General features: G+C 66.1%; 20 protein-coding genes and 2 pseudogenes. 10 read left to right on the forward strand and 12 right to left on the reverse strand.

Features of this window, described 5'->3' with window-relative positions; all coding sequences use genetic code 11:
* Positions 1–223: 223 nt before the first annotated feature.
* Entirely contained in the window at positions 224–493 is a 270-nt protein-coding gene (locus B3G12_RS01750; protein ID WP_244944861.1) for a hypothetical protein, read from the forward strand.
* Between the two features lie 322 nt (positions 494–815).
* Here the strand turns inward: B3G12_RS01750 and B3G12_RS01755 are convergent, their stop codons facing one another.
* Together B3G12_RS01755 and B3G12_RS01760 are read right to left on the reverse strand one after the other, a co-directional pair.
* Complete coding sequence (locus B3G12_RS01755; protein WP_145011422.1) at positions 816–3,104, reverse strand: restriction endonuclease; 2,289 nt, start codon at positions 3,102–3,104, stop codon at positions 816–818.
* Between the two features lie 128 nt (positions 3,105–3,232).
* On the reverse strand, positions 3,233–4,018 hold the full coding sequence (locus B3G12_RS01760) for an IclR family transcriptional regulator (protein WP_145011419.1): 786 nt from the start codon (positions 4,016–4,018) through the stop codon (positions 3,233–3,235).
* Between the two features lie 284 nt (positions 4,019–4,302).
* Here B3G12_RS01760 and hutG point away from each other — a divergent pair, with 284 nt between their 5' ends.
* Positions 4,303–5,331, forward strand: a complete 1,029-nt coding sequence (gene hutG / locus B3G12_RS01765) for a formimidoylglutamase (RefSeq protein WP_144943034.1) — start codon at positions 4,303–4,305, stop codon at positions 5,329–5,331.
* Positions 5,324–6,793 (forward strand): amino acid permease, encoded by a 1,470-nt coding sequence (locus B3G12_RS01770; protein WP_145011416.1) that lies wholly within the window; start codon positions 5,324–5,326, stop codon positions 6,791–6,793. Before hutG ends, B3G12_RS01770 begins: the two co-directional genes overlap by 8 nt.
* Positions 6,794–7,003: 210 nt before the next feature.
* Here B3G12_RS01770 and B3G12_RS01775 read toward each other — a convergent pair whose 3' ends face one another.
* A complete protein-coding gene (locus tag B3G12_RS01775) occupies positions 7,004–7,717 on the reverse strand; it encodes a TetR/AcrR family transcriptional regulator (protein ID WP_232300186.1) in 714 nt (237 codons plus the stop codon).
* 93 nt (positions 7,718–7,810) lie between these two features.
* On the opposite strand from B3G12_RS01775, the gene B3G12_RS01780 reads away from it, so the two are divergent.
* Positions 7,811–9,568: an oleate hydratase gene (locus B3G12_RS01780; RefSeq protein WP_055082454.1), complete on the forward strand. Its 1,758-nt coding sequence runs from the start codon at positions 7,811–7,813 to the stop codon at positions 9,566–9,568.
* Between the two features lie 43 nt (positions 9,569–9,611).
* On the opposite strand, the gene B3G12_RS01785 is transcribed toward B3G12_RS01780, so the two are convergent.
* The gene (locus B3G12_RS01785; protein ID WP_055082456.1) at positions 9,612–10,034 is read right to left on the reverse strand and encodes a MarR family winged helix-turn-helix transcriptional regulator; all 423 of its coding nucleotides are present in this window, start codon (positions 10,032–10,034) and stop codon (positions 9,612–9,614) included.
* Positions 10,035–10,274: 240 nt separating this feature from the next.
* On the opposite strand from B3G12_RS01785, the gene B3G12_RS01790 reads away from it, so the two are divergent.
* Positions 10,275–11,591, forward strand: coding sequence for an HAAAP family serine/threonine permease (locus tag B3G12_RS01790; RefSeq protein ID WP_290498779.1), 1,317 nt, complete (start codon positions 10,275–10,277; stop codon positions 11,589–11,591).
* Between the two features lie 159 nt (positions 11,592–11,750).
* Here the strand turns inward: B3G12_RS01790 and B3G12_RS01795 are convergent, their stop codons facing one another.
* Positions 11,751–12,866 (reverse strand): 3,4-dioxygenase subunit beta, encoded by a 1,116-nt coding sequence (locus B3G12_RS01795; protein WP_145011413.1) that lies wholly within the window; start codon positions 12,864–12,866, stop codon positions 11,751–11,753.
* 137 nt (positions 12,867–13,003) lie between these two features.
* Here B3G12_RS01795 and B3G12_RS01800 point away from each other — a divergent pair, with 137 nt between their 5' ends.
* Positions 13,004–13,762, forward strand: coding sequence for an SDR family oxidoreductase (locus B3G12_RS01800; protein WP_145011410.1), 759 nt, complete (start codon positions 13,004–13,006; stop codon positions 13,760–13,762).
* A gap of 30 nt (positions 13,763–13,792) precedes the next feature.
* Here the strand turns inward: B3G12_RS01800 and B3G12_RS01805 are convergent, their stop codons facing one another.
* Positions 13,793–13,963, reverse strand: a complete 171-nt coding sequence (locus B3G12_RS01805; protein WP_222126509.1) for a type II toxin-antitoxin system RelE family toxin — start codon at positions 13,961–13,963, stop codon at positions 13,793–13,795.
* A gap of 24 nt (positions 13,964–13,987) precedes the next feature.
* Between B3G12_RS01805 and B3G12_RS01810 the strand changes: the two genes are divergently transcribed.
* Positions 13,988–14,326 (forward strand): hypothetical protein, encoded by a 339-nt coding sequence (locus B3G12_RS01810; RefSeq protein ID WP_222126508.1) that lies wholly within the window; start codon positions 13,988–13,990, stop codon positions 14,324–14,326.
* Between the two features lie 50 nt (positions 14,327–14,376).
* Here the strand turns inward: B3G12_RS01810 and B3G12_RS01815 are convergent, their stop codons facing one another.
* A complete protein-coding gene (locus B3G12_RS01815; RefSeq protein WP_290498780.1) occupies positions 14,377–15,429 on the reverse strand; it encodes a LacI family DNA-binding transcriptional regulator in 1,053 nt (350 codons plus the stop codon).
* A 139-nt stretch (positions 15,430–15,568) separates the two neighbouring features.
* Here B3G12_RS01815 and B3G12_RS01820 point away from each other — a divergent pair, with 139 nt between their 5' ends.
* Both B3G12_RS01820 and B3G12_RS01825 read left to right on the forward strand, forming a co-directional pair.
* Positions 15,569–16,255 carry an EthD family reductase gene (locus tag B3G12_RS01820; protein ID WP_198145159.1) on the forward strand — a complete coding sequence of 229 codons (687 nt, stop codon included), beginning with the start codon at positions 15,569–15,571 and terminating at the stop codon, positions 16,253–16,255.
* A gap of 11 nt (positions 16,256–16,266) precedes the next feature.
* The gene (locus B3G12_RS01825) at positions 16,267–16,491 is read left to right on the forward strand and encodes a hypothetical protein (RefSeq protein ID WP_222126507.1); all 225 of its coding nucleotides are present in this window, start codon (positions 16,267–16,269) and stop codon (positions 16,489–16,491) included.
* A 128-nt stretch (positions 16,492–16,619) separates the two neighbouring features.
* On the opposite strand, the gene B3G12_RS01830 is transcribed toward B3G12_RS01825, so the two are convergent.
* The 5 genes and pseudogenes from B3G12_RS01830 to B3G12_RS01845 all read right to left on the reverse strand — a co-directional run bounded on the left by B3G12_RS01830 (position 16,620) and on the right by B3G12_RS01845 (position 18,896).
* Positions 16,620–17,051, reverse strand: a complete 432-nt coding sequence (locus B3G12_RS01830) for a helix-turn-helix domain-containing protein (protein WP_290498782.1) — start codon at positions 17,049–17,051, stop codon at positions 16,620–16,622.
* 82 nt (positions 17,052–17,133) lie between these two features.
* Positions 17,134–18,068, reverse strand: a pseudogene (locus B3G12_RS01835) (AMP-binding protein); the annotation flags it as partial.
* 196 nt (positions 18,069–18,264) lie between these two features.
* Positions 18,265–18,315: pseudogene (locus B3G12_RS12415) on the reverse strand (hypothetical protein); the annotation flags it as partial.
* Positions 18,309–18,500 (reverse strand): rhodanese-like domain-containing protein, encoded by a 192-nt coding sequence (locus tag B3G12_RS01840; RefSeq protein ID WP_144943025.1) that lies wholly within the window; start codon positions 18,498–18,500, stop codon positions 18,309–18,311. The gene B3G12_RS01840 and the pseudogene B3G12_RS12415, both read right to left, overlap by 7 nt.
* Positions 18,501–18,743: 243 nt before the next feature.
* Positions 18,744–18,896: a hypothetical protein gene (locus tag B3G12_RS01845; protein ID WP_157053080.1), complete on the reverse strand. Its 153-nt coding sequence runs from the start codon at positions 18,894–18,896 to the stop codon at positions 18,744–18,746.
* 288 nt (positions 18,897–19,184) lie between these two features.
* Here B3G12_RS01845 and B3G12_RS01850 point away from each other — a divergent pair, with 288 nt between their 5' ends.
* A complete protein-coding gene (locus B3G12_RS01850; RefSeq protein WP_055082468.1) occupies positions 19,185–19,607 on the forward strand; it encodes an organic hydroperoxide resistance protein in 423 nt (140 codons plus the stop codon).
* The last annotated feature ends 90 nt before the right edge of the window (positions 19,608–19,697 follow it).

The raw sequence follows: 19,697 nt of genomic DNA on the forward strand, positions 1-19,697 counted from the left end.
TGGGACCACGGACGGTGACGGGGGTCACGGGTTCCGGAGGGGGTTGTGTCTGGAATCCCAGACAGAGGCGCGGGGCAAAACCCTTATAGCTCTACTGCAATGCGAAATAACTTGTAAGTGTGGATGAGCCGATCATCGCGCCGTCAGCGTTGAAGCATGGACTCGCGGAGGCTGACATTCTCCACGCCATGCCTGTCCGTCGGAAATATCTGAGGTGATGACCATGCCCCGAACTGTGGAGGAGATCCTCGCGCACGCCGATGAGCTGGCCGCGCGCTTCGAGCAGTACGAGGCGCGGCCCGAGGACGAGCTGGACGTGGATGCAATCACGGCTCTGCGCGCGGCCGTTGCGGAACAGTCTGTTGCGGAACGTCATGTCATCGACGCCGTGCGCACGGCTCGCCACGCGGGCATGTCATGGGCTGCAATCGGCACTTTCGTCGGAACGACCGGTGAGGCCGCTCGGCAGCGGTACACCCGGCTCGTGGCGTGATGGTGGGGCCCGCGTCAACAAAGTCATAACCCACAACAGTTAGATGTACCGAAGGAAAAATAGTGCACTAGCGCTGGCCCTGTCTACGTCGCTATGATGGACGGGTATGGTTTTGGCCAAGGGAGACCATCGGGGCGGTATCCAAAACGTGTAGGGCACACGTGAAGCTCACGTGGAGTAGGTTGTTCGACAGGCAATCAACTGGTTCACGGAGCATGCAATTCGGGTAGAGCGTATATTATGCGATTGAAATTCTGCGAGGCCAAAATAGCAAAAAAACATAAGTGCCTAATGAAGATTGTGAAAGTTACGTAACTCTGAACTATATAAGTTTTTTAAAAAGTTCCTGCAATTCCTCATTGCCGTCGCTGGGACTAGAATATTCGCTAGGTGCGGGCATGAAGTAGCCATCTTGTGCGCGGTCTGCACGCCGCATCTCCTCCAGGTCTTCCAGACTTTCAATTTTTTCACTTAGTGCCTCTGAATCGATCTCATATCCGTTGATATGTGCGAGCATTTCAAGGTCGTCCAGGAGCGATCTCATTAGCTCAGGATCATTTTCCTGATCTATACTCTCCAATTCCCAATCAAATACATTTTGGATTTGAACTTTCGCAAGTTGATCCAAGTAATCTTCGCGAAATACATCCGGCAACTCAAAGTAAGCCTCCAAGCCATCTAAATCATCCATTTCCTCAATGGCCAGACGTGCAAGTGGGAAAGCGTATTTTTCAAAATGGGGTAGTTCAAGATCAGTTGCTAGAAGACTAGAAAGCTTGAAAATTGACGAAGTACGCATGTAATTACGCTGACCGAGCACCTGCAGTAGCCCATCGAGCTGCTGATATAGGAAACTCTCAGATTCAATAGTGGGTAATTTTGAGTCAAAACATACGGTAGCAAGCCTTATCAAAACTTCAATTTTTTCTTGTGAATTCTGTTTCTTTCGGGTTGCCCGTTCGAGGTCCTTTTTAGCCAGATAAGCGGAAATTTGGTCGATTTCATTCGATCTACGCTTGAAAGATTGGGTCAGAAACACCTTGGGGCTAGTGTTCGTTCTAGTAATTTTAGAACCTAATAAATTGGCAAGACGCAACAAATAATTCAATTGTTTTAGAGATGACAACTTATCCAGATTCATATCGAAATAAGCTGGATCGTTTAATAGATCTAGCAAAAAATCCCGGCGACTAGCATCAAAGAGTGTAATTGTGTCGACGACCCCAGGATTTTTCTGCTTATTTTTAGAGACAAGGCGCACCCATGTATTTTCAAGGACTTTGAGGGCGGAATTCCACTCTCGAGCATCTGTGAAGCTGACAAATTCCCTTAGTTCTTCCAGTGAAATCATGGAGGGGGGACAGCTCGCGATCTGAAACAAAATGTCTACAGCTGTGGTTGAAAGCTGACGGAAACTGCCGGACCAGATATCTTCAGGATGGTCAAGGGAATGCATGAGGGTAGCATAAAATGAGTCAATATTCTTGTGGTCCTGCCGCAAGATTACTGACTCTAATACGCGCGGATTGAAACCTTGATGATCGACCACATCGCGATATCGAACATCATGCGCAAGCAATCGACGTGACGTTTTATCTGAAAACCCAAAATGTAAGTGGTTGAATAATATTTGAGCCCGCTTGCTTCGATCTATCTCTTTTAATTCAACCCGCATTTTCGCGCGGTCTTTAGCAATTCGACGTGCCCTATCGTCTCCCCCTGACTCGACCTGTCCGAGTACCTGTTCCCTGGTCGTCAATATGAGTAATTTCTTTCCTTGGCTTTTTCGAACCAAATCCATCAATGCGAGAATTTCAGGAGCCTCGTTTTTCTGCATCTCTGCGACATTGGTTTGACCCAAAAAGTCATCGTAAAAAAATACAATCTTTTCGTCCTGGACCTTGAGGTTTCTCCATGCCTCCTGGATGTCAGAAGCTATATTTACCACCGTCCAGCCTTGGTTCCAAAGGGCCAGCAGCATCATTTCTGCCAGGGTACTTTTGCCCACGCCAGGGGCGCCGGAAATTATTACTACAGACTCTTGCTTTAAGATGTCCGAAGCTTGAGCATATGCGGGCGTGTGTACATAAAGCTTGACACGCTCGCTGACTCGTTGCAACAGCTCCTCGCTCCGCTTCCATAAAGCTGCGTCAATGATGTTGCCGAGCACGGTTGCGCTCGACAACCAGAGTTTAAAGTGGGATTCTTCTACATGCGGTTGGCGCGCTAAGGCTGCGTTCAACGAACCTTGATGCCAAACTGAATCGGAATCTACGGGGAGGGGCGCTAGGGCTAATTTCACCTGTTGCTCTACGGCGGGGGTCATGGGTGCTGACACGACGAAGTAATACTTGCTAAGGTTTTTGTTTTGCCAGCGATCAGGGCTGGTTTCCGCTTTGGCCATTGCAGCCAGCTCGCCTTTTTTTGCGTCGGGGCGGTGTTTGCATTGAGCTATAATTTCTTGATTATGGCTCGTGTCACGCAGATCCACCCCACCATCCGGGCCCACGGCGAAGCTCACGAAGCGCGTTCCAAGGTCGGCGTTGAGTAGATCTCGGACGAACTGTTCAAAATCGATGGGGGAGAGGGAGCGGAAGTCGTAGTCGGACATGGCGGTAATGATAGGCGAAGTGCAGGTGTGTCGCTGTTGACGCCACCCTAAGTGAGCGAAACCCGCTTCTCTTTAAGTGGGATTGGATCGGCCCTTGCGGCGAACGCACTAGCTGAGTCACCCAACTGTCAGCCCCCAACCCCCGGCACCGCCCCGTGCAAGCGCCGAGTCAGCGCCTCCGCTGTCCGCCGCACGTGCCCCACCAGCTCTGCCCGCCGCTCGTCGTCGATCTTGTGCCCTAGGAACGTGAGCGCCACCCCCGCCACCGGCAGTCCCCGATGGTCGTGGGCCGCCACTGCCACGGATGCGAAGTTCGGCGTCACGTCCCCCTCTTCCACGGCCCAGCCGCGCTCACGGGTCCGCTCCAGTTCGGCGCGCAGTTGACCCGGCGTCGTGATCGCCGTGCTCTCCCAGCGCGACGCGAACGAGCCCCGGTCCGGGTACAGCGCCCGCACTTGAGCCGCAGGCAGGCCCGCGAGCATCGACCGCCCACTCGCCGTGAGGTGCGCCGGGATGCGCACCCCCACGTTCGTCACCAGCGACGGCTTGTACGGCGCCCGCTCCTCCACCACGTAGACCACGTCCCGCCCGTGCATCACCGCCAGGTGCGCGTTCTCGCCCACCGCGTCCACGAGAGCGCGCAGCAGCGGCTCGCCCAGCCGCGCCATCGGGTCCTGCCGCGTGTACGCAGAGGACAACTCGAACGCCGCGATCCCCAACCCGTACAGCCGCTCCTCCGGCAGGTGGACCACGAACCCCTGCTCCGTCATGACCGCCAGCAGGTGGTACACGCTGGACCGCGGCAGCTCCAGCGCCGTCGCAATCGACGACGCCGCCACCGGCCCCTTCCGCGACGCCAGGAACCGCAGGATCCGCAGCGTGTTCTGCGCCGCGGGGACTTTCGCTCCGGTCATCGCGTTTCCTCCGGTCGGTGGTGGTGTTCGACGACGCCGCACGGTCACCCTGCGCGCACCCCGGCCGTCTCCACCGTGCCGCGCCCCACCCCGAAGAGCTGGTGAGCGGCGCCGTCGACGTCGTGTGTCGTACGATCTGCGTGTCTGGAATACCAGACGATATCTGGTGTCGGGATGCCCCGCGATCCCCGGTGATGGGCTTGTGTGGAGCAGAAGGTAATTCAGATCACACGCGAGTACCGCGAGGCGGCCCGGGGAGGCGGCACTGCGGGGGAGGACGCTGCATGACGACCACCCGGATCACACCGCCGAACCCCGAGGTGTGGAGCGGCAGGACGGACGGGGACACCCCCGAGCACCTGCGCTGGCACCAGAGGGTGCGCCCCGCAAGGAGCGACCAGGGCGGCGCCAGTGCGGAGGCGCCCGCCGTCGAACTCGTTGGCTTCTCCTGCGACGAGGGTGTGCGCCGCAACAAGGGCCGCGTGGGTGCCTCCGAGGGGCCCGACGCCCTGCGCGCCGCTCTCGCCCCGCTCGCCCTCCATGCCGATGTCGGCATCCACGACGCCGGCACCGTGGTGGTCCCGGACCGTGACCTGGAGGGCGGCCAGGACACCCTGGGCAACGAGGTCGCAAAGCTCCTGGACACAGGCAATCCCGTGGTGGTCCTGGGCGGCGGGCACGACACCGCGTGGGGCAGCTACCTGGGCCGCATCCGCAGCGACCGTCTGCGGGGCCAGCGGGTGGGCGTGCTGAACCTGGATGCCCACTTCGACCTCCGCCAGGCGGACGAGCCCTCATCCGGCACCCCGTTCCTGCAGATGGCACAGGCGGACCAGGCGGCCGGCCGCGAGTTCGACTACACCGTGCTGGGCATCAGCGAGCCCAACAACACCGGGATCCTGTTCCGCACGGCGGAGGAGCTGGGCGTCGAGTTCCTCACGGACGAGCAGTGCCAGCCCCGCCACCTCGACGCCGTCCTGGAGGTCGTGGACCGCCTCGTCGAGCGTGTGGACGCAATCCACCTGAGCATTGACCTGGACGTCCTCCCCGCTTCCGTGGCTCCCGGTGTGAGCGCCCCGGCGGGATACGGTGTCCCCGTGGAGACCATCCAGGCCGTGTGCCACCGGGTGGCCCGCAGCGGCAAGCTTGTGCTGGTGGACGTCGTGGAGCTGCTGCCCCGCCTGGACGTGGACGGCCGCACCGCCCGCACCGCCGCGCGCCTCATCACCACCCTGGCGCACGACGTCCTGAGCACGACACCCACCCCACCGACCGGCCGCGCCGGGAACACCACAGGAGAGCGCCATGAGTAGTCCCGCGTCCCCATCGCCCGCACCGCAGAGCCCGGCTCCACAGGCGTCTGCGCACGAGACCCACACCCTGGCCCGCGGTCTGAGCATGCGCCACATCCAGTTCATCGCGCTGGGCTCGGCGATCGGCACGGGGCTGTTCTACGGCTCGGCGACCGCCATCCAGATGGCTGGTCCCGCCGTGATCGTGGCCTACGTGCTCGCGGGTGCGGCGGTGTACATGGTCATGCGCGCCCTGGGTGAGATGGCCGTGCGCCACCCCGTGCCCGGCTCCTTCGGTCAGTACGCCGCCCGCTACCTGGGCCCGTTCGCGGGCTTTGTGACGGGCTGGACGTTCGTGTTCGAGATGATAGTGGTGGCCATCGCGGACGTCACCGCGTTCGGCGTCTACATGGGCTTCTGGTTCCCGGACACGCCCCGCTGGATCTGGGTGGCCGCGGTGATCCTGTTCATCGCCGCGATCAACACCCGCAACGTGAAGATCTTCGGTGAGCTCGAGTTCTGGCTGACCATCGTCAAGGTGGGCGCCATCCTCGCGATGATCGCCGGCGGCATCGCGCTGATGGTCATCGGTGTCTCGTTCGCCCCGGGGGAGACCGTGGGCCCGCAGAACCTCGTGGACCACGGCGGGTTCATGCCCAACGGCGTGGGCGGTCTGCTGGCCGCGCTGTCCGTGGTGGTCTTCGCGTTCGGCGGCATCGAGACCATCGGCATCACCGCCGGTGAGGCGGGCGATCCCGCGCGCTCCATCCCCAAGGCCGTCAACGCCGTGCCCGCGCGCATCATGCTGTTCTACGTGGGCACCATGGTGGTCATCATGTCCCTGGTCCCGTGGAACCAGATCACCGGGGACGCCAGCCCGTTCGTGCAGATCTTCTCCGCCCTCGGCATCCCCGCCGCCCCCGCGATCCTCAACGTGGTGGTGATCGTGGCGGCGATCTCCGCGATCAACGCGGACACCTTCGGCGCCGGGCGCATGCTCTTCGGCCTCGCCGAGCAGGGTCAGGCCCCCCGGGCGTTCACCAAGGTCTCGCGCAACGGCGTGCCCTGGCTGACCGTGGTGGTCATGGGTGTGGCCCTGGGCATCGGCGCGGTACTCAACGCGGTGATCCCGGAGAACGTGTTCCTGGTGATCGCCTCGATCGCCACGTTTGCCACCGTGTGGGTGTGGCTCATGATCCTCTTCTCGCACATCGCCATGCGCCGCGAGATCGAGAAGAAGGGCCGCCCGGAGTCCGCGTTCAAGGTGCCGCTGTGGCCCGTGGCCTCGTGGGTGGCCACCGCCGCTATCCTCTTCGTGATCGTGCTCCTCGGCTGGTTCCCGGACACCCGGGTAGCGCTGATCGTGGGAGCCGTGTGGCTCGTGCTGCTCGGCGTGGGCTATGTCCTGTTCGTGAGGGGCAACGGCCGCAACCGTCCGCACCTCGACGACCACACCGCACTGATCACCCTGCCGCGCACCTGATCAGCCCCGGAGAGAGCCCCGGCCCGTCAGCGAGCCGGGGCTCTTTCATGCCCGGGAGACGACGCCGCACGCCCGGCCCCTCGCGCTGCCTCGCCCTCTCGGGCGCAAGCCACCGGGCGACCACGGGGGGCTGGGAGCGGTGGCGTCGTGCGCGGGAGCGGGCGCTGCGCCTCCAGGGGCAGCGCACCGCCGCAGCATGGGGCCGCCCGTTCAGTGGCTCACGCCCGCGGCCACGAGGGTGGCGGCGCCCCGGATGCGGTCCGTGAGGGTGCGCTCCTCCGTGCGCCCCTGCCGCGCGCGGTTGAGCTCCGCGAGCGAACTGGTGACGATCATGCGTGCCCCCACCTCCAGGTGTGCGACGTGCCGGGGGGACACCTCGTCCAGGCACCCGCCCAGCACCCGGGCGATGTGCTCCTCCAGCTTCTCCACCAGGGCGAGCACCTCTGCTCGGTGGGGCAGCTCCTCCCCGAACAGGATCTCCCGCGCGATCCATGCCGTGGTCTCCGGCCAGTGCAGGGACATCTCGAAGAACGGGGAGAGCAACTCCACGATCCGCTCCACGACCGCGGCGGGGGACTGCCTGCCCGGGGCCAGCGGAGTGGCCACCACGGTGGTGATGTGCTCCGCCCACAGGCTCTCCGTGACCATCATGAGCAGCTCCGCCTTGGTGGCGGCGTACTGGAACACCGTTCCGGCGGCCACGTCCGCGCGGGCGGCCACCTCACTCATGGACATCTGCGCGTAGCCCTTCTCGCTGATGAGCGAGCGCGCCGAGCGCAGGATCCTGGCCCGCTTCTCCGCTTTGGCACGGGCCCGGCGGCCGGTGGTCGGGGGCGTTGCGCCAGCCGCGCGGCGGGGCGCGGGCGGCGTCGTCCCCCGAATGTTTTCGGGGGACTGCGACGAAGGCTGGGCTGAAGTGTGCACGAAAATTATTGTATGACACTCAATATTGAGTACACTCAAGAACATTCCCACGGGACGCCGGACGGGCGTCCCAGGAGACGAAGGAGGAACGTCATGCAGCACACAGCAGGAAACTACGAGGCCTTCGTGAAAGCACGGCCGGCAGAGCACGCGCAGGACACCCGCGCCTGGATCGTGGGGTCCGGGCTCGCGGGGCTCGCCGCCGCCGTGTTCCTGGTCCGTGACGGCGGTGTTCCCGGCGAGAACGTCACGGTGGTGGAGAAGGGCCACCTGCCCGGCGGGGCCCTGGACGGCCTGGACGTCCCCGAGAAGGGCTTCGTGATCCGCGGCGGACGCGAGCTGGAGAACCACATGGAGTGCCTGTGGGACATGATGCGCTCCGTTCCGTCCCTGGAGATCGAGGGCGCGTCCGTGCTGGACGAGTTCGCGTGGCTCAACCGGGACGACCCCAACTACTCCCTGCGCCGCGCCACGGTGAAGCGCGGGCAGGACGCCGGGCACGAGGGGAAGTTCGACCTCCCGCAGCGCGCCCAGAAGGACCTGCTGCACGTCTTCCTGGCCACCCGTGAGGAGATGGAGGGCAAGCGCATCCAGGACGTGATGAGCAAGGAGTTCCTGGCCTCCCCGTTCTGGATGTACTGGCGCACCATGTTCGCGTTCGAGGAGTGGCACTCCGCGCTGGAGTTCAAGCTCTACCTGCACCGCTTCGTGCACCACATCGGCGGTCTGCCGGACTTCTCCGCGCTGAAGTTCTCCAAGTACAACCAGTACGAGTCCTTCGTGCTGCCCCTGATCAAGTACCTGACGGAGAAGGGTGTGACGTTCCAGTACGACACGGACGTCCGCGACATCGACTTCTCCCACCGCAACGGCGAGATCCGTGCCACCGCGATCCACTGGACGCGCGAGGGCGCCGAGGAGACCCAGGAGCTCGGTGAGCACGACCTCGTGTTCACCACCATCGGCTCCCTGGTGGACAACTCGAACGACGGCGACCACGCCACCCCCGCGAAGCTGGACCGCGGACCCGCCTCCGCGTGGGACCTGTGGAAGCGCATTGCCGCCAAGGACCCCTCGTTCGGGCGTCCCGAGGTGTTCTGCTCCTCGATCGACGAGACCAAGTGGGAGTCCGCCACCGTCACCACCCTGGACGAGCGGATCCCGGAGTACATCCGCAAGATCGCGCAGCGGGACCCGTTCAGCGGCCGCGTGGTCACCGGCGGCATCGTCACCGCCGAGGACTCCTCGTGGCTGCTCAGCTGGACGGTCAACCGGCAGCCGCACTTCAAGAAGCAGCCCAAGGACCAGATCGTGGTGTGGGTCTACTCGCTGTTCGTGGACACCCCGGGCGACTTCGTCAAGAAGTCCATGTCCGAGTGCACCGGCGAGGAGATCACCCAGGAGTGGCTGTACCACATGGGTGTGCCCGTGGAGGAGATCCCGGAGCTCGCGGCCACCGGCGCCAAGACGGTGCCCGTGATGATGCCGTACGTGACCAGCTTCTTCATGCCCCGTCACGCCGGCGACCGCCCGCAGGTGGTTCCCGAGGGCGCCAAGAACTTCGCGTTCCTGGGCCAGTTCGCGGAGACCGGCCGGGACTGCATCTTCACCACCGAGTACTCGGTGCGCACCGGCATGGAGGCTGTGTACGAGCTGCTGGACCTGGACCGCGGCGTGCCCGAGACCTGGGGCAGCACCTACGACGTCCGCGTGCTGCTGGATGCGTTGACGCGGCTGCGTGACGGTGAGAAGGTCCGGATCCCGGGCCCGGAGCCGCTGCGCAAGCGGCTGCGCCGTCGCCTGGAGGACGGCGAGATCGGCGAGCTGCTGGAGGAGTACGGCGTGATGTGAGCCCGATGACCGGTGTGGCCGCGCGGGCGCGGCGCAGGAGGTGTCAGAGCATGCGGCACAGCTTCTGCGCCAGCCCGTGCAGGGCCAGCCGGTCCCGGACGCTCATGTCCAGACTGTCCAGCAGGTTCTCCTGCATTCCGGCCGCGTCCTCCTCGAGGGCGCGGCCGGTGTCCGTGAGGGACACGATCACGGAGCGCTCGTCCTGCTCGGAGCGTCGGCGGGTCACAAAACCGGCGTTCTCCATGCGGCGCAACAGGGGGGAGAGAGTGCCGCTGTCCAGCATCAGCGCCTCCCCCAGCTGGTTCACGGTGCGCTCGTCCTGCTCCCACAGCACCAGGAGCACAAGGTACTGGGGGTAGGTGAGCCCCATCTTCGACAGGGGTTCCCGGTACGCGCTGGTGACCTTGCGGGAAGCCGAGTACAGCGCGAAGCACAGCTGCGTGTCCAGGCGGAGGTCGGGAGTCATGCACACATGCTACGGGGCGCACTGCGTGCAGGGGACATGCGACAGCACATCGTGCGGCGTGCCACGCAATTGCCCGCCACCCTTCGCCGAGTCGCGGAGGCAGCGGCGGCGAGGGCCGCGTGAACTGGGTCAACGCAAACTTGTTGAACAATCCGGGGGAGTCGCGTATAGCTATGACCCGGCTCACAGGGTGTCCGCATCCTCTTGCTCTTCCCTTTCCCCGACAGCATGGAGACCCCGGTGGCGGAACACGACCACGACCCCACGACCGCCCGCACCGGGGGGTCGTCCACGGCCACGGCGACTTCCGCGCCGGCCCCGGCTTCGGACCACGCGAACCGCCGGTTCGAGACCAACTGGGCCATCTCACTCTTCGGCACCGCGGTGGGCGCGGGTGTGCTCTTCCTGCCCATCAACGCGGGCCTCGGTGGACTGTGGCCGCTGCTGGTCGTGACCGTCCTGATCGGGCCCATGACGTACCTGTCCCACCGGGCGCTGTCCCGGTTCGTGTGCGCCTCGCCCGTGCCCAGCGAGGACATCACCGGAGTGGCCCGCCGCGCCTTCGGTGAGGGGCTGGGCCGGGTGGTCACAGTGGTGTACTTCCTGGCGATCTACCCCATCGTGCTGATCTACGGCGTGGGCATCACCAACACCGTGGACAGCCTCCTGGTCAACCAGTTCCACCTGGCCTCCCCGCCGCGCTGGTTGCTCTCCGGACTGCTCGTGGCCGCCATGATGGCCGTGATGCTCGCGGGCCAGCGGATCATGCTGATCATCACGCAGTGGCTGGTCTACCCGTTGATCCTGATCCTGCTGGGCGTGACGCTCTACCTGATCCCCAGGTGGGACCTCAGCGTCTTCCAGGGCGCGCACGCCCCGGGCGACTTCCTGATGTCCGTGTGGACGATCATCCCGGTGCTGGTGTTCGCGTTCAACCACTCGCCCGCCATCTCCCAGTTCTCCGTGGCCATGAAGCACGAGTACGGGGACCGCGCGAGCGAGCGTGCCTCCGTGGTGCTCAAGCGCAGCACCGTGCTGCTGGTCATCTTCACCATGGGCTTCGTGTGGTCCTGCGTCCTGGCACTGGGCCCCACCGGGCTGCAGGCCGCCAAGGACCAGAACCTGCCCGTGCTGTCCTACCTGGCCAACGAGCACGGCAGCCCGTTCATCACCTACCTGGGCCCCGCCGTGGCGCTCGCCGCCATCGCCTCCTCCTTCTTCGGGCACTACATGGGTGCCGCGGAGGGCGCCGTGGGCATCGTCCGCTCCACCGTGGACCCCCGGGGCACGAAGATCAGCGACAAGGCCCTGAAGACCGCCGTGGCCGTGTTCATCTTCATCACCACGTGGCTCGTGGCCATTGCGAACCCCAGCATCCTCTCGCTCATCGAGTCCCTGGCCGGACCCGTGATCGCCGTGATCCTCTACCTCATGCCCATGTACGCCATCCGCAGGCTCCCCGCGCTGGAGCCGTACCGCGGGAAGATCTCCAACGTGTTCGTCACCGTGGCCGGCATCGTGGCCGTGAGCGGGATCGTCTACGGGCTGCTGCCCTGAGTCCCCACCCCGGCAGGCTCCCACGCCCGGGCGGCGACGCCTGACCCGCGGACGACGCCGCTCCACCCGGCTTCGCGCCCCGGCGCACGGGTGCCGGGGAGCCGGCGGTGCGGCGGCGTCGTCCGCGGCGGGACCTGCGGGATCACTCGTTCGACGGAATCACTGGCCCGGGGCGCCGCCGGGACCGCCCGCGCCGCCCGGTGCTGCGGCGGCCGTGGGCTCGGTGCTCGTGTCGACGGGGACGTCGATCGTCACCGTGTACCCCTTGGCCACGCTGCCTGAGACCTTCGGCATCTGCATGTCCACCCCGTCCGAGAAGACGTTGTCCGTCTCCAGGGTGATCTGGGACATGTTCGTGGCGGAGTCCGGGTAGCGGGAGTCCTTGTAGACCGTGTTGGCCATCTCCTCCGGCAGCGCGATCTGCGAGGTCAGCACCGCGTTGGTGGCGTCCGTGATCGAGCCGATGTCCGGGAAGACCTCGAAGTGGATGTGCGGCCAGCGGCCCGCGTAGCAGCCCGGGACGATCGACGTGAAGGTGACCTTGCCGTCGTCACCCACCACCTGGACGCCGCGCAGGTACGTCTCGTCCTCCACGCCCTCCGAGTACATGGAGTAGTTGCCGTCCGGGTCGCAGTGCCACACGTACACGGCCGCGCCCGTCATGGGGCCGTTGTCCTTGACCATGTCCACGATGTTCATCGTCAGGGTCATGGCTACGCCGTCCACCGCGGCGCCGCCGTCGATGCTCGCGGTGATGTTGCTGCGCTCCACCCCGGAGACGTCCAGCGCGTCTGCACCGTTGGAGCCGTCACCGGGGTAGGGCCCAGCGGTCTCCTGCGGCATCTCCTCGTCGTAGGTCTTGGAGGGCGATGGCGTGGCGCTCGCGGTCTCGGACGCCGATGCCGTCGCGGAGGCGGAGCCGGACGAGCCCGACGTCGTGGTGCCCGTGCACGCCGCCAGTGCGAAGACGCTCGCGCCGGCCCCGAAGATGCCGAGCGCGCGGCGGCGGTCGATCAGCGTTCCGAGGTCGAAAGCGAGGCCCTGGTCCTCGACGTCCTCCTCCGGGCGGTCCAGAGGGCGCCCCTCGAAGGTGGGCTGCTCGTGGGTGGTGCCGGCCTGCTGCCCGGTACCTTGCTGGTCGGAGCGCGCGGAGTCCGCGGGCGACGTCGTGCCCTGCGCTCCCGGGGCGGCGTCCCCTGTGTCGTTGCGCACCCGCGGCGCCTCGGACGCGGCCGGGTAGGTGCGGATGCTGCGGCGGGGGAAGATCGGGGTCATGGAGGGTCTCCTCATCGACAGGTGGTGGTCCTGGTTTCGTGCTGCCCACGACGCTACGAACCGAGGCTTTGTCGGGTGTGGGGCGGTGCTGTGCCGGGGCTGTGAGGGCGTAAGAGACAGTGGCTACGCTGGGGTCCATGAAGATCGCAGTGCTGGGAGCAAGTGGAAACTTCGGGACGAACGTGGCGGACGTCATCGAGCAGAGGGGTCACACAGTGGTACGCGCGAGCCGCAGCACCGGCGTGGACGCGGTGGCGGGCAAGGGGCTGGCCCGGGCGTTCGAGGGTGCTGACGCCGTGGTGGACGCGCTGCACATCAACACGTTCGGGGCGCGGAAGTCCGTCCCGTTCTTCACCGCGGCCGCCGGCAACGTCGCGTCCGCCGCGCACGAGCAGGGCGTGTCCCGGATCGTGTGCCTGTCCATCGCCGGTGCCGCGGATCCCCGCGTGAACGGCGGGTTCGGCTACTACAAGGGCAAGGCCGCGCAGGAGAGCATCTACCAGCAGGCCCCGGTGCCCTCCACCACGGTGCGCTCCACCCAGTGGTTCGACCTCGTCCCCGCCACCGTGGGCATGGTCTCCAAGGGGTCCGTGGCTTTGGCGCCCACCATGCTCATGGCGCCGGCCCTGCGCGAGGAGGTCGCGGACTTCGTCGCCGACGTCGTAACCGCACCCGGGCAGGCGCGGCACGAGATCCGCGCGATCCGCGGCCCGGAGGCGGACACCATCGCGAACTTTGCACGCCGCATCCTCGCGGCCGGCGGGGACCTGGGCGGTCAGCGACCCCGCACGGTCAAGGAGGCGCCGTACCTCGGCCGGGGCATCGCCAACGGCGGGCTCATCCCGCAGGACGCGTTCGTCACGAGCACGCGGTTCGAGGAGTGGCTTGCGGGGTAGGGCTGCCGGGAGAGTGCGGCGGGGAGGATCTCACCCGCGGCAGACACTTGATCGGTGCGGGACGTCAATGACGTAGATGGTCACGATCTCATCGTGGATCTCGCAGATGACGCGGTAGTTGCCCACGCGGTATTGCCAGAGCCCCGCGAGGTTTCCGGTGAGTCCCTTGCCGCCTGCTCGCGGGTCGTCCAGGGAAACCACGTCACCACGTCACGGAGATATGCCGTGATTTGCCTGGCGACCTGTCGGTCGAGTTTTTTCAACGCTCGCAGGGACGTTTCAGAGAACTCAATCGCCCAGGTCAAGGATCTTCTCTACCTCGGCAAGGGTGTAGGTGCGTTCCCGCCCAGCTCGGACGTTCTGGGCGGTCTCGAGGATCTCGTATTCCTGTACCAGCCGGTTGATGTGGGTCTCTACTGCCTCACGAAGGTAGTAGCGCTTGGAGCGCCCGGTTCGGCCGCCAGCCGTTCGAGCTTCGCCGCCGTCTCGTCGGACAGTTTGACTGATGTCGCGGTGGTCATGATGGTTTTCCTCTCCTGCTGGGAGCAAGAGGACTACTTGTAGTCAACTGTAGATTCGGGGTCGGTCATACCCCGTGTCGGCAGCCGGACGGGTCAGCGGACGAGGGGCGGGCCGCTGCTGGCGCGTTCGTGCAGGCGGGTGGGCAGGACCACGTGGCGGGGGTCTACGCCGTCGACCATCTCCAGCAGGAGGCCGGCGGCCGCGCGTCCCTTCTCGCTGAACGGCTGGGCCACGGTGGTCAGACCCACTTCCGCGGCCCGGGCGACGTCGTCGTAGCCCGTCACGGTCAGGTGGTGCGGGACCTCGATGCTGCGCTCCCGCGCCCAGCGCAGCACCCCGAGCGCGTAGGTGTCCGCGATGCAGGCGATCGCGGTGACCCGCGGGTGCTGTGACCAGAGCGCGGCGGCCGCCCGGGCGCCGTCGTCCTCACTGACCCGCCACCGCTCCTCCACCGTGACGGTGCGGCCGAGGCCCTCCTCCAGTCCGTGGATCCGCCAGCGGGGGATGTCGTAGACGCTGCGGCGACGCCGTGCCCCGCCGACCCGGCCGTCGTAGGGCCGGGTGGACAGGCGCGAGGTGATGACGCCCACGTGGCGGTGGCCGAGGTCGCGCAGGTGCTCGCCCACGGCGCGCATTCCGGCGACCTCGTCAAGGCCCACCCATCCCAGGCCGGGGACGGGGCCCGGCTGGTCCACCACCACAGCGGGTGCACCGCGGCGCTCGAGCAGGTCCAGGGTGGCGTTGCGCGAGGGCAGGGAGTGCAGGATCACCCCGTCCACGGCGGCACGGTCCAGTTCCGCCAGCCGGTCCCGGTCCGGGGTGCCCGTGGGCAGCAGGACCAGGTGGTTGCTGCGGGCCATGAGCTCCCGGCCCACCCCGGCGAGGAAGCCCGAGGAGGCGGGGTCGGAGAAGGCGAACTCGAGGTCGTCCGTGAACACCACCCCCACGCCTCCTGTCCGGCGGCGGCGCAGGCTGCGGGCCACGGGGTCCGGTCCCACGTAACCGAGGGAGGTTGCGACGTCGAGGATGCGGTTGCGCACCGCGGGTGAGAGCTTCTCCGGGCGGTTGTAGGCGTTGGAGATGCTCGAGACGGAAACCCCGGCGGCGCGGGCCACCTCCGACATGGTGATCCTGGAACGGTGCATGGCCCCATCCTTTGGTAAATCGTTTGACCACGCCACTTGGCCGGAACGGTGCTGCGGCGTGGATCCGGTGGCCGGGTGCTCAGCAGACTGGGGAACGACAGCGGAAGCACACCGAGTCCCACGAGGAAGGCACCCCCGAATGATCACCATGACCATGTCCCTGAAGAAGGCCCCGGGCATCACCCACGAGGAGTTCGTGCACCACCACGTGACGGTGCACGGCGCGCTGATGCGCTCCATTCCGGAGGGGCGCCAGCACATCCTGCGCTACCTGCAGACCCACCCGGGGGACACGGGCATCTCCTCGGTCACGCCCGCGGACTTCGACGGCACCGCGCAGCTGTGGTTCGACAGCCCCGAGGGGCTCGACGCGGTCATGGGCTCCGAGACGTTCAGGAACGTGGTGGCAGCGGACGAGCCGAACTTCCTGGACCAGCGGGCCACGCTCGTGGTGGTGGGCGAGGCCCACCCGATCATCGGTGACGCGACCACCGAGACGTCCGCCGTGCTGCCCCTGGGGCCCCGGGAGGACCGGTTCGGGACCCTGCCCCGCGGGTGCAACCACGTGGGGCTGACCGTCCCCGACATCGACTCCGCCACGGATTTCCTGCGCGCGGCCTTCGACGCGAAGCTCGCCTACGACGGCCTGGGACCCGGCGATCCGCCGCGCGAGGGCGAGGAGACCGAGCAGCAGCTGGGGCTGCCGTCCGGGGCCGCGATCACCCGGCAGCGCATGGTGCAGATCGGGACGGGCCCGAGCATCGAGATGTTCCAGGTCGAGGGGCCCAGCAGCAGGCCCCCGCGAAGCTCAGCGACCTGGGGCTGAACCACCTCTCGGTGTTCGTGGACGACGTCGACGACGCCCTGCGCCGGGCTGTCGCGGCGGGCGGCGAAGCCCTCTCGGAGCCCCACCCGAACTCCCCGCACGAGGACACGGAGGGCAACGCGAGCGTCTACGTGCGCGCGCCGTGGGGAACGCTCTTCGAGCTGCAGGCCATCCCGGGCGGGCACTGGTACGACGACACCGCTGAGATCCAGGTCTGGACGCCGCCGGCCCGCTGAGGGCCCCGTGCGTCGCACTCCGGGGCCGGGTCAGCCGCAGTCGATCCCCAGAAGCGGCGCAGCGCCTCTGCGCCCTCGCAGGCCACGGGCATTTCGGGAAGGTGCCCACCGCTTGTGGGCGGGCGTCGTCAGTCTGTGTAGAACTCGAAGTCGTTGTCGGCATCCAGCTCCCGCAGCTTCTGGAAGGCCGTGCGCCGCTGTGCTTCGCGCTCCTCGCGCAAGCGGAGCACGTCAGTGCGGCGGAACCGGGCATGGGATCCGACCGTGAAGGAGTCGATCATGCCCTCGCGAGCCCACCGCAGGAGAGTGGGGCGGGAGACGCCCAGGAGATTGGCGGCCACGGTGCTCGTCAGCTCCTCGGGCGTCTGGGCGATGTTCGCCGAGCCGTGTTCCGCGATGGCGGACAGCGCGCGGAGAAGTGTTCTCTGAACCTCCGCCGGGAGGGCTACATCGTGGCCTGCGGCATCGCGAAGAACCAGGCTCGTGCCGTGCTGTGCCGGGGGTTGCGCCTCCCGCACGGTCTGTGCCGAGATGTTGATCCGTTCGACGGTGGTCGTCATGGCGTGCTCCTGGAGTGCAGTGGTCACTGTTCGTGCAGTTAGACCTAACGCATTTCCACTTATAAACGAACGACTGGTGCTCTCACCGCTCCAGGTCCAGGAGCTTCAGCGCTTCCTCGCGCATCTCCACCTTGCGGACCTTGCCGGTCACGGTCATGGGGAACTCGTCCACCACGTGCACGTAGCGGGGGATCTTGTGGCGGGAGATCTTCCCGTCCGCGAACTCCAGGATGGCTTCGGCGGTGAGGGCGGGAGCGCCGTCGCGCAGCCGCAGCCAGGCCATGAGCTCCTCGCCGTACTTCTCGCTGGGCACGCCGATCACCTGGGCGTCCACGATGTCCGGGTGGGTGCAGAGGAACTCCTCCACCTCGCGCGGGTAGATGTTCTCGCCGCCGCGGATCACCATGTCCTTGATGCGCCCGGTGATCCGCGCGTAGCCGTCCTGGTCCATCACGGCGATGTCCCCGGTGTGCAACCAGCCGTCGGAATCGATGGTCTCGCGGGTCTTCTCCTCCTGACCTCAGCAGCCCTCCTGACCGAGTAGCCGCGGGTGTGGAACTCCCCGGCCGTGCCGCGCGGCACGGTCTCACCCATGGAGGGATCCACGATCCTGACCTCCACGGGCGGGCGCACCCGGCCCACGGTCTCCACGCAGCGGTCCAACGAGTCGTCCGCGCGCGTCTGGAAGCTCACCGGCGAGGTCTCCGTCATGCCGCAGCAGATCGCGACCTCGCTCATGTGCATCTTGTCGATCACCTTGCGCATGACCTCCATGGGGCACGGGGAACCAGCCATCACGCCGCTGCGCAGCGAGGACAGGTCGTAGTCCCCGAAGTCTGGCAGCTCGAGCTCGGCGATGAACATGGTGGGCAGCCCGTACACACTTGTGGCCTTCTCCTGGGAGACGGCGCGCAGCGCGGCCCGCGGGTCGAACCCCGGCCCCGACAGGATGATCGCGCTGCCGTGGGACGTGGCCGCGAGGTTTCCCATCACCATCCCGAAGCAGTGGTACAGCGGCGGCGCCGGAGAACCATGTGGCACGCGGCGCCACGGTGCTCGTCAGAATCCCTGCGAGTACCAGGGACCCGGCGGTCAGTCGGACCTGGCGTTCCAGATCCCAGCGTTCGTGACCGGTGCGCACCGCGCGTCCGGCGTCGCGCCATGCGTCGATCCCGCCGGTCAGGACGGTTGCGCTCGTCATACCCGCCGAGGTCAACAGCTCCGCGGCGCGCGTTGAGCGGGCTCCGGAGCGGCAGATCACCACGGTGACGCGGGGTAGTAGCTGCCCGATCTGCCGGGTGTGCTTCTCGATGAGAGCCAGGGGGCGTTGACGGAGCCCGGAATGTGACTGATGCCGAACTCCACGGGGGTCCTGACGTCCAGGAACAGCGGTGCACCCTCATGGGGGTCCTGGAGTTCGGAGGCGGAAACGGTGGCGGGTGAGGACATGGTGTTCTCCTTCTCGAGTGGCTGTCGGACGGGACGGTGCCCGGCTCGGGTGCGGGGTGTCACAGGGTCAGCCCAGGAGCCGGGGCACGCTTTGCAGGGCGGTGTAACACCCCGTGAGCACCAGCAGACCGGCGAAGCCCAACGACAGCAGGCGCGTGTTGATCCGGTGGCCCACGCGGGACGGTTCTCGGGGTCGTCGTGGTTCGAGGACGGGCGGGACCAGGCCCGAAATCGCACCCGAGATCACGACCACCAGGGAACCCACCGTTGCGTGGGTCGGGGGAGTCCCGGGGCGAAGGTGCGCATCGGCACGGTCATGATGGCCCCGCCGCCGCCCAGCGCGCCCATGACGAGCCCCACCAGCAGCCCTGCGATGACGACGATGAGCGCGATCACCCCTGCGGGATGATGACGGTCCTGGGGTGCGTGCCGAAGCGAGCCGTGCTCGCTGCAGCACATGCCCCCCGGGGGGGCAATTTTGGAGCGAGGGAGAACGGCGTGCGGATCACGCGGTGGGGTGCAGGGGAGGGGGATTCCGGGTGGCCCTCACCGGCCCGTCCCGCATGAAAAGTGCACGTCTAGATTGTGGACAATCCAAATACCGCGACCTACCATCGATTGCGGTCGCACCACCCGGCGTTCAGTGCCGGGGCTCACCGGCCACGGAAAGGACGAGGAATCACCATGAACGCTATGTACACCGCGGAAGCGCTTGCCCAGGGCGCGGGCCGCAACGGCAGCGTCGCCACCAAGGACGGGTCGCTGCAGTTCGACCTGGCCGTGCCGAAGGAGATGGGGGGATCCGGGGACGGCGCCAATCCCGAGCAGCTTTTCGCCGCCGGGTACGCGGCCTGCTTCCACTCCGCCCTGCAGATGGTCGCCCGCCAGCAGAAGGTCTCGCTCGGTGATTCCGCCGTGGGTGCCCGCGTGCAGATTGGCGACAACGGCGCAGGCGGGTTCACCCTGGCCGTGCAGTTGGAAGTGATCATCCCCGAACTCGAGCACGACGCGGCCCAGGAGCTCGCGGACGCCGCGCACCAGGTCTGCCCCTATTCCAACGCCACGCGCGGCAACATCGAGGTCACCGTGACCGTGGTGGAGGACTGACGAGCGCGTCGCACTGCGCCCGACGAGAGCGCACGGCACGTCCCCGGCGTCCTGGGGCCCACTGAGGCCCTGACGGGGCCGTGCCGTGAC

Origin of the sequence: Kocuria sp. UBA5001, from assembly GCF_002398425.1 — a bacterium.
Classification (GTDB): Bacteria; Actinomycetota; Actinomycetes; order Actinomycetales; family Micrococcaceae; genus Kocuria; species Kocuria salsicia.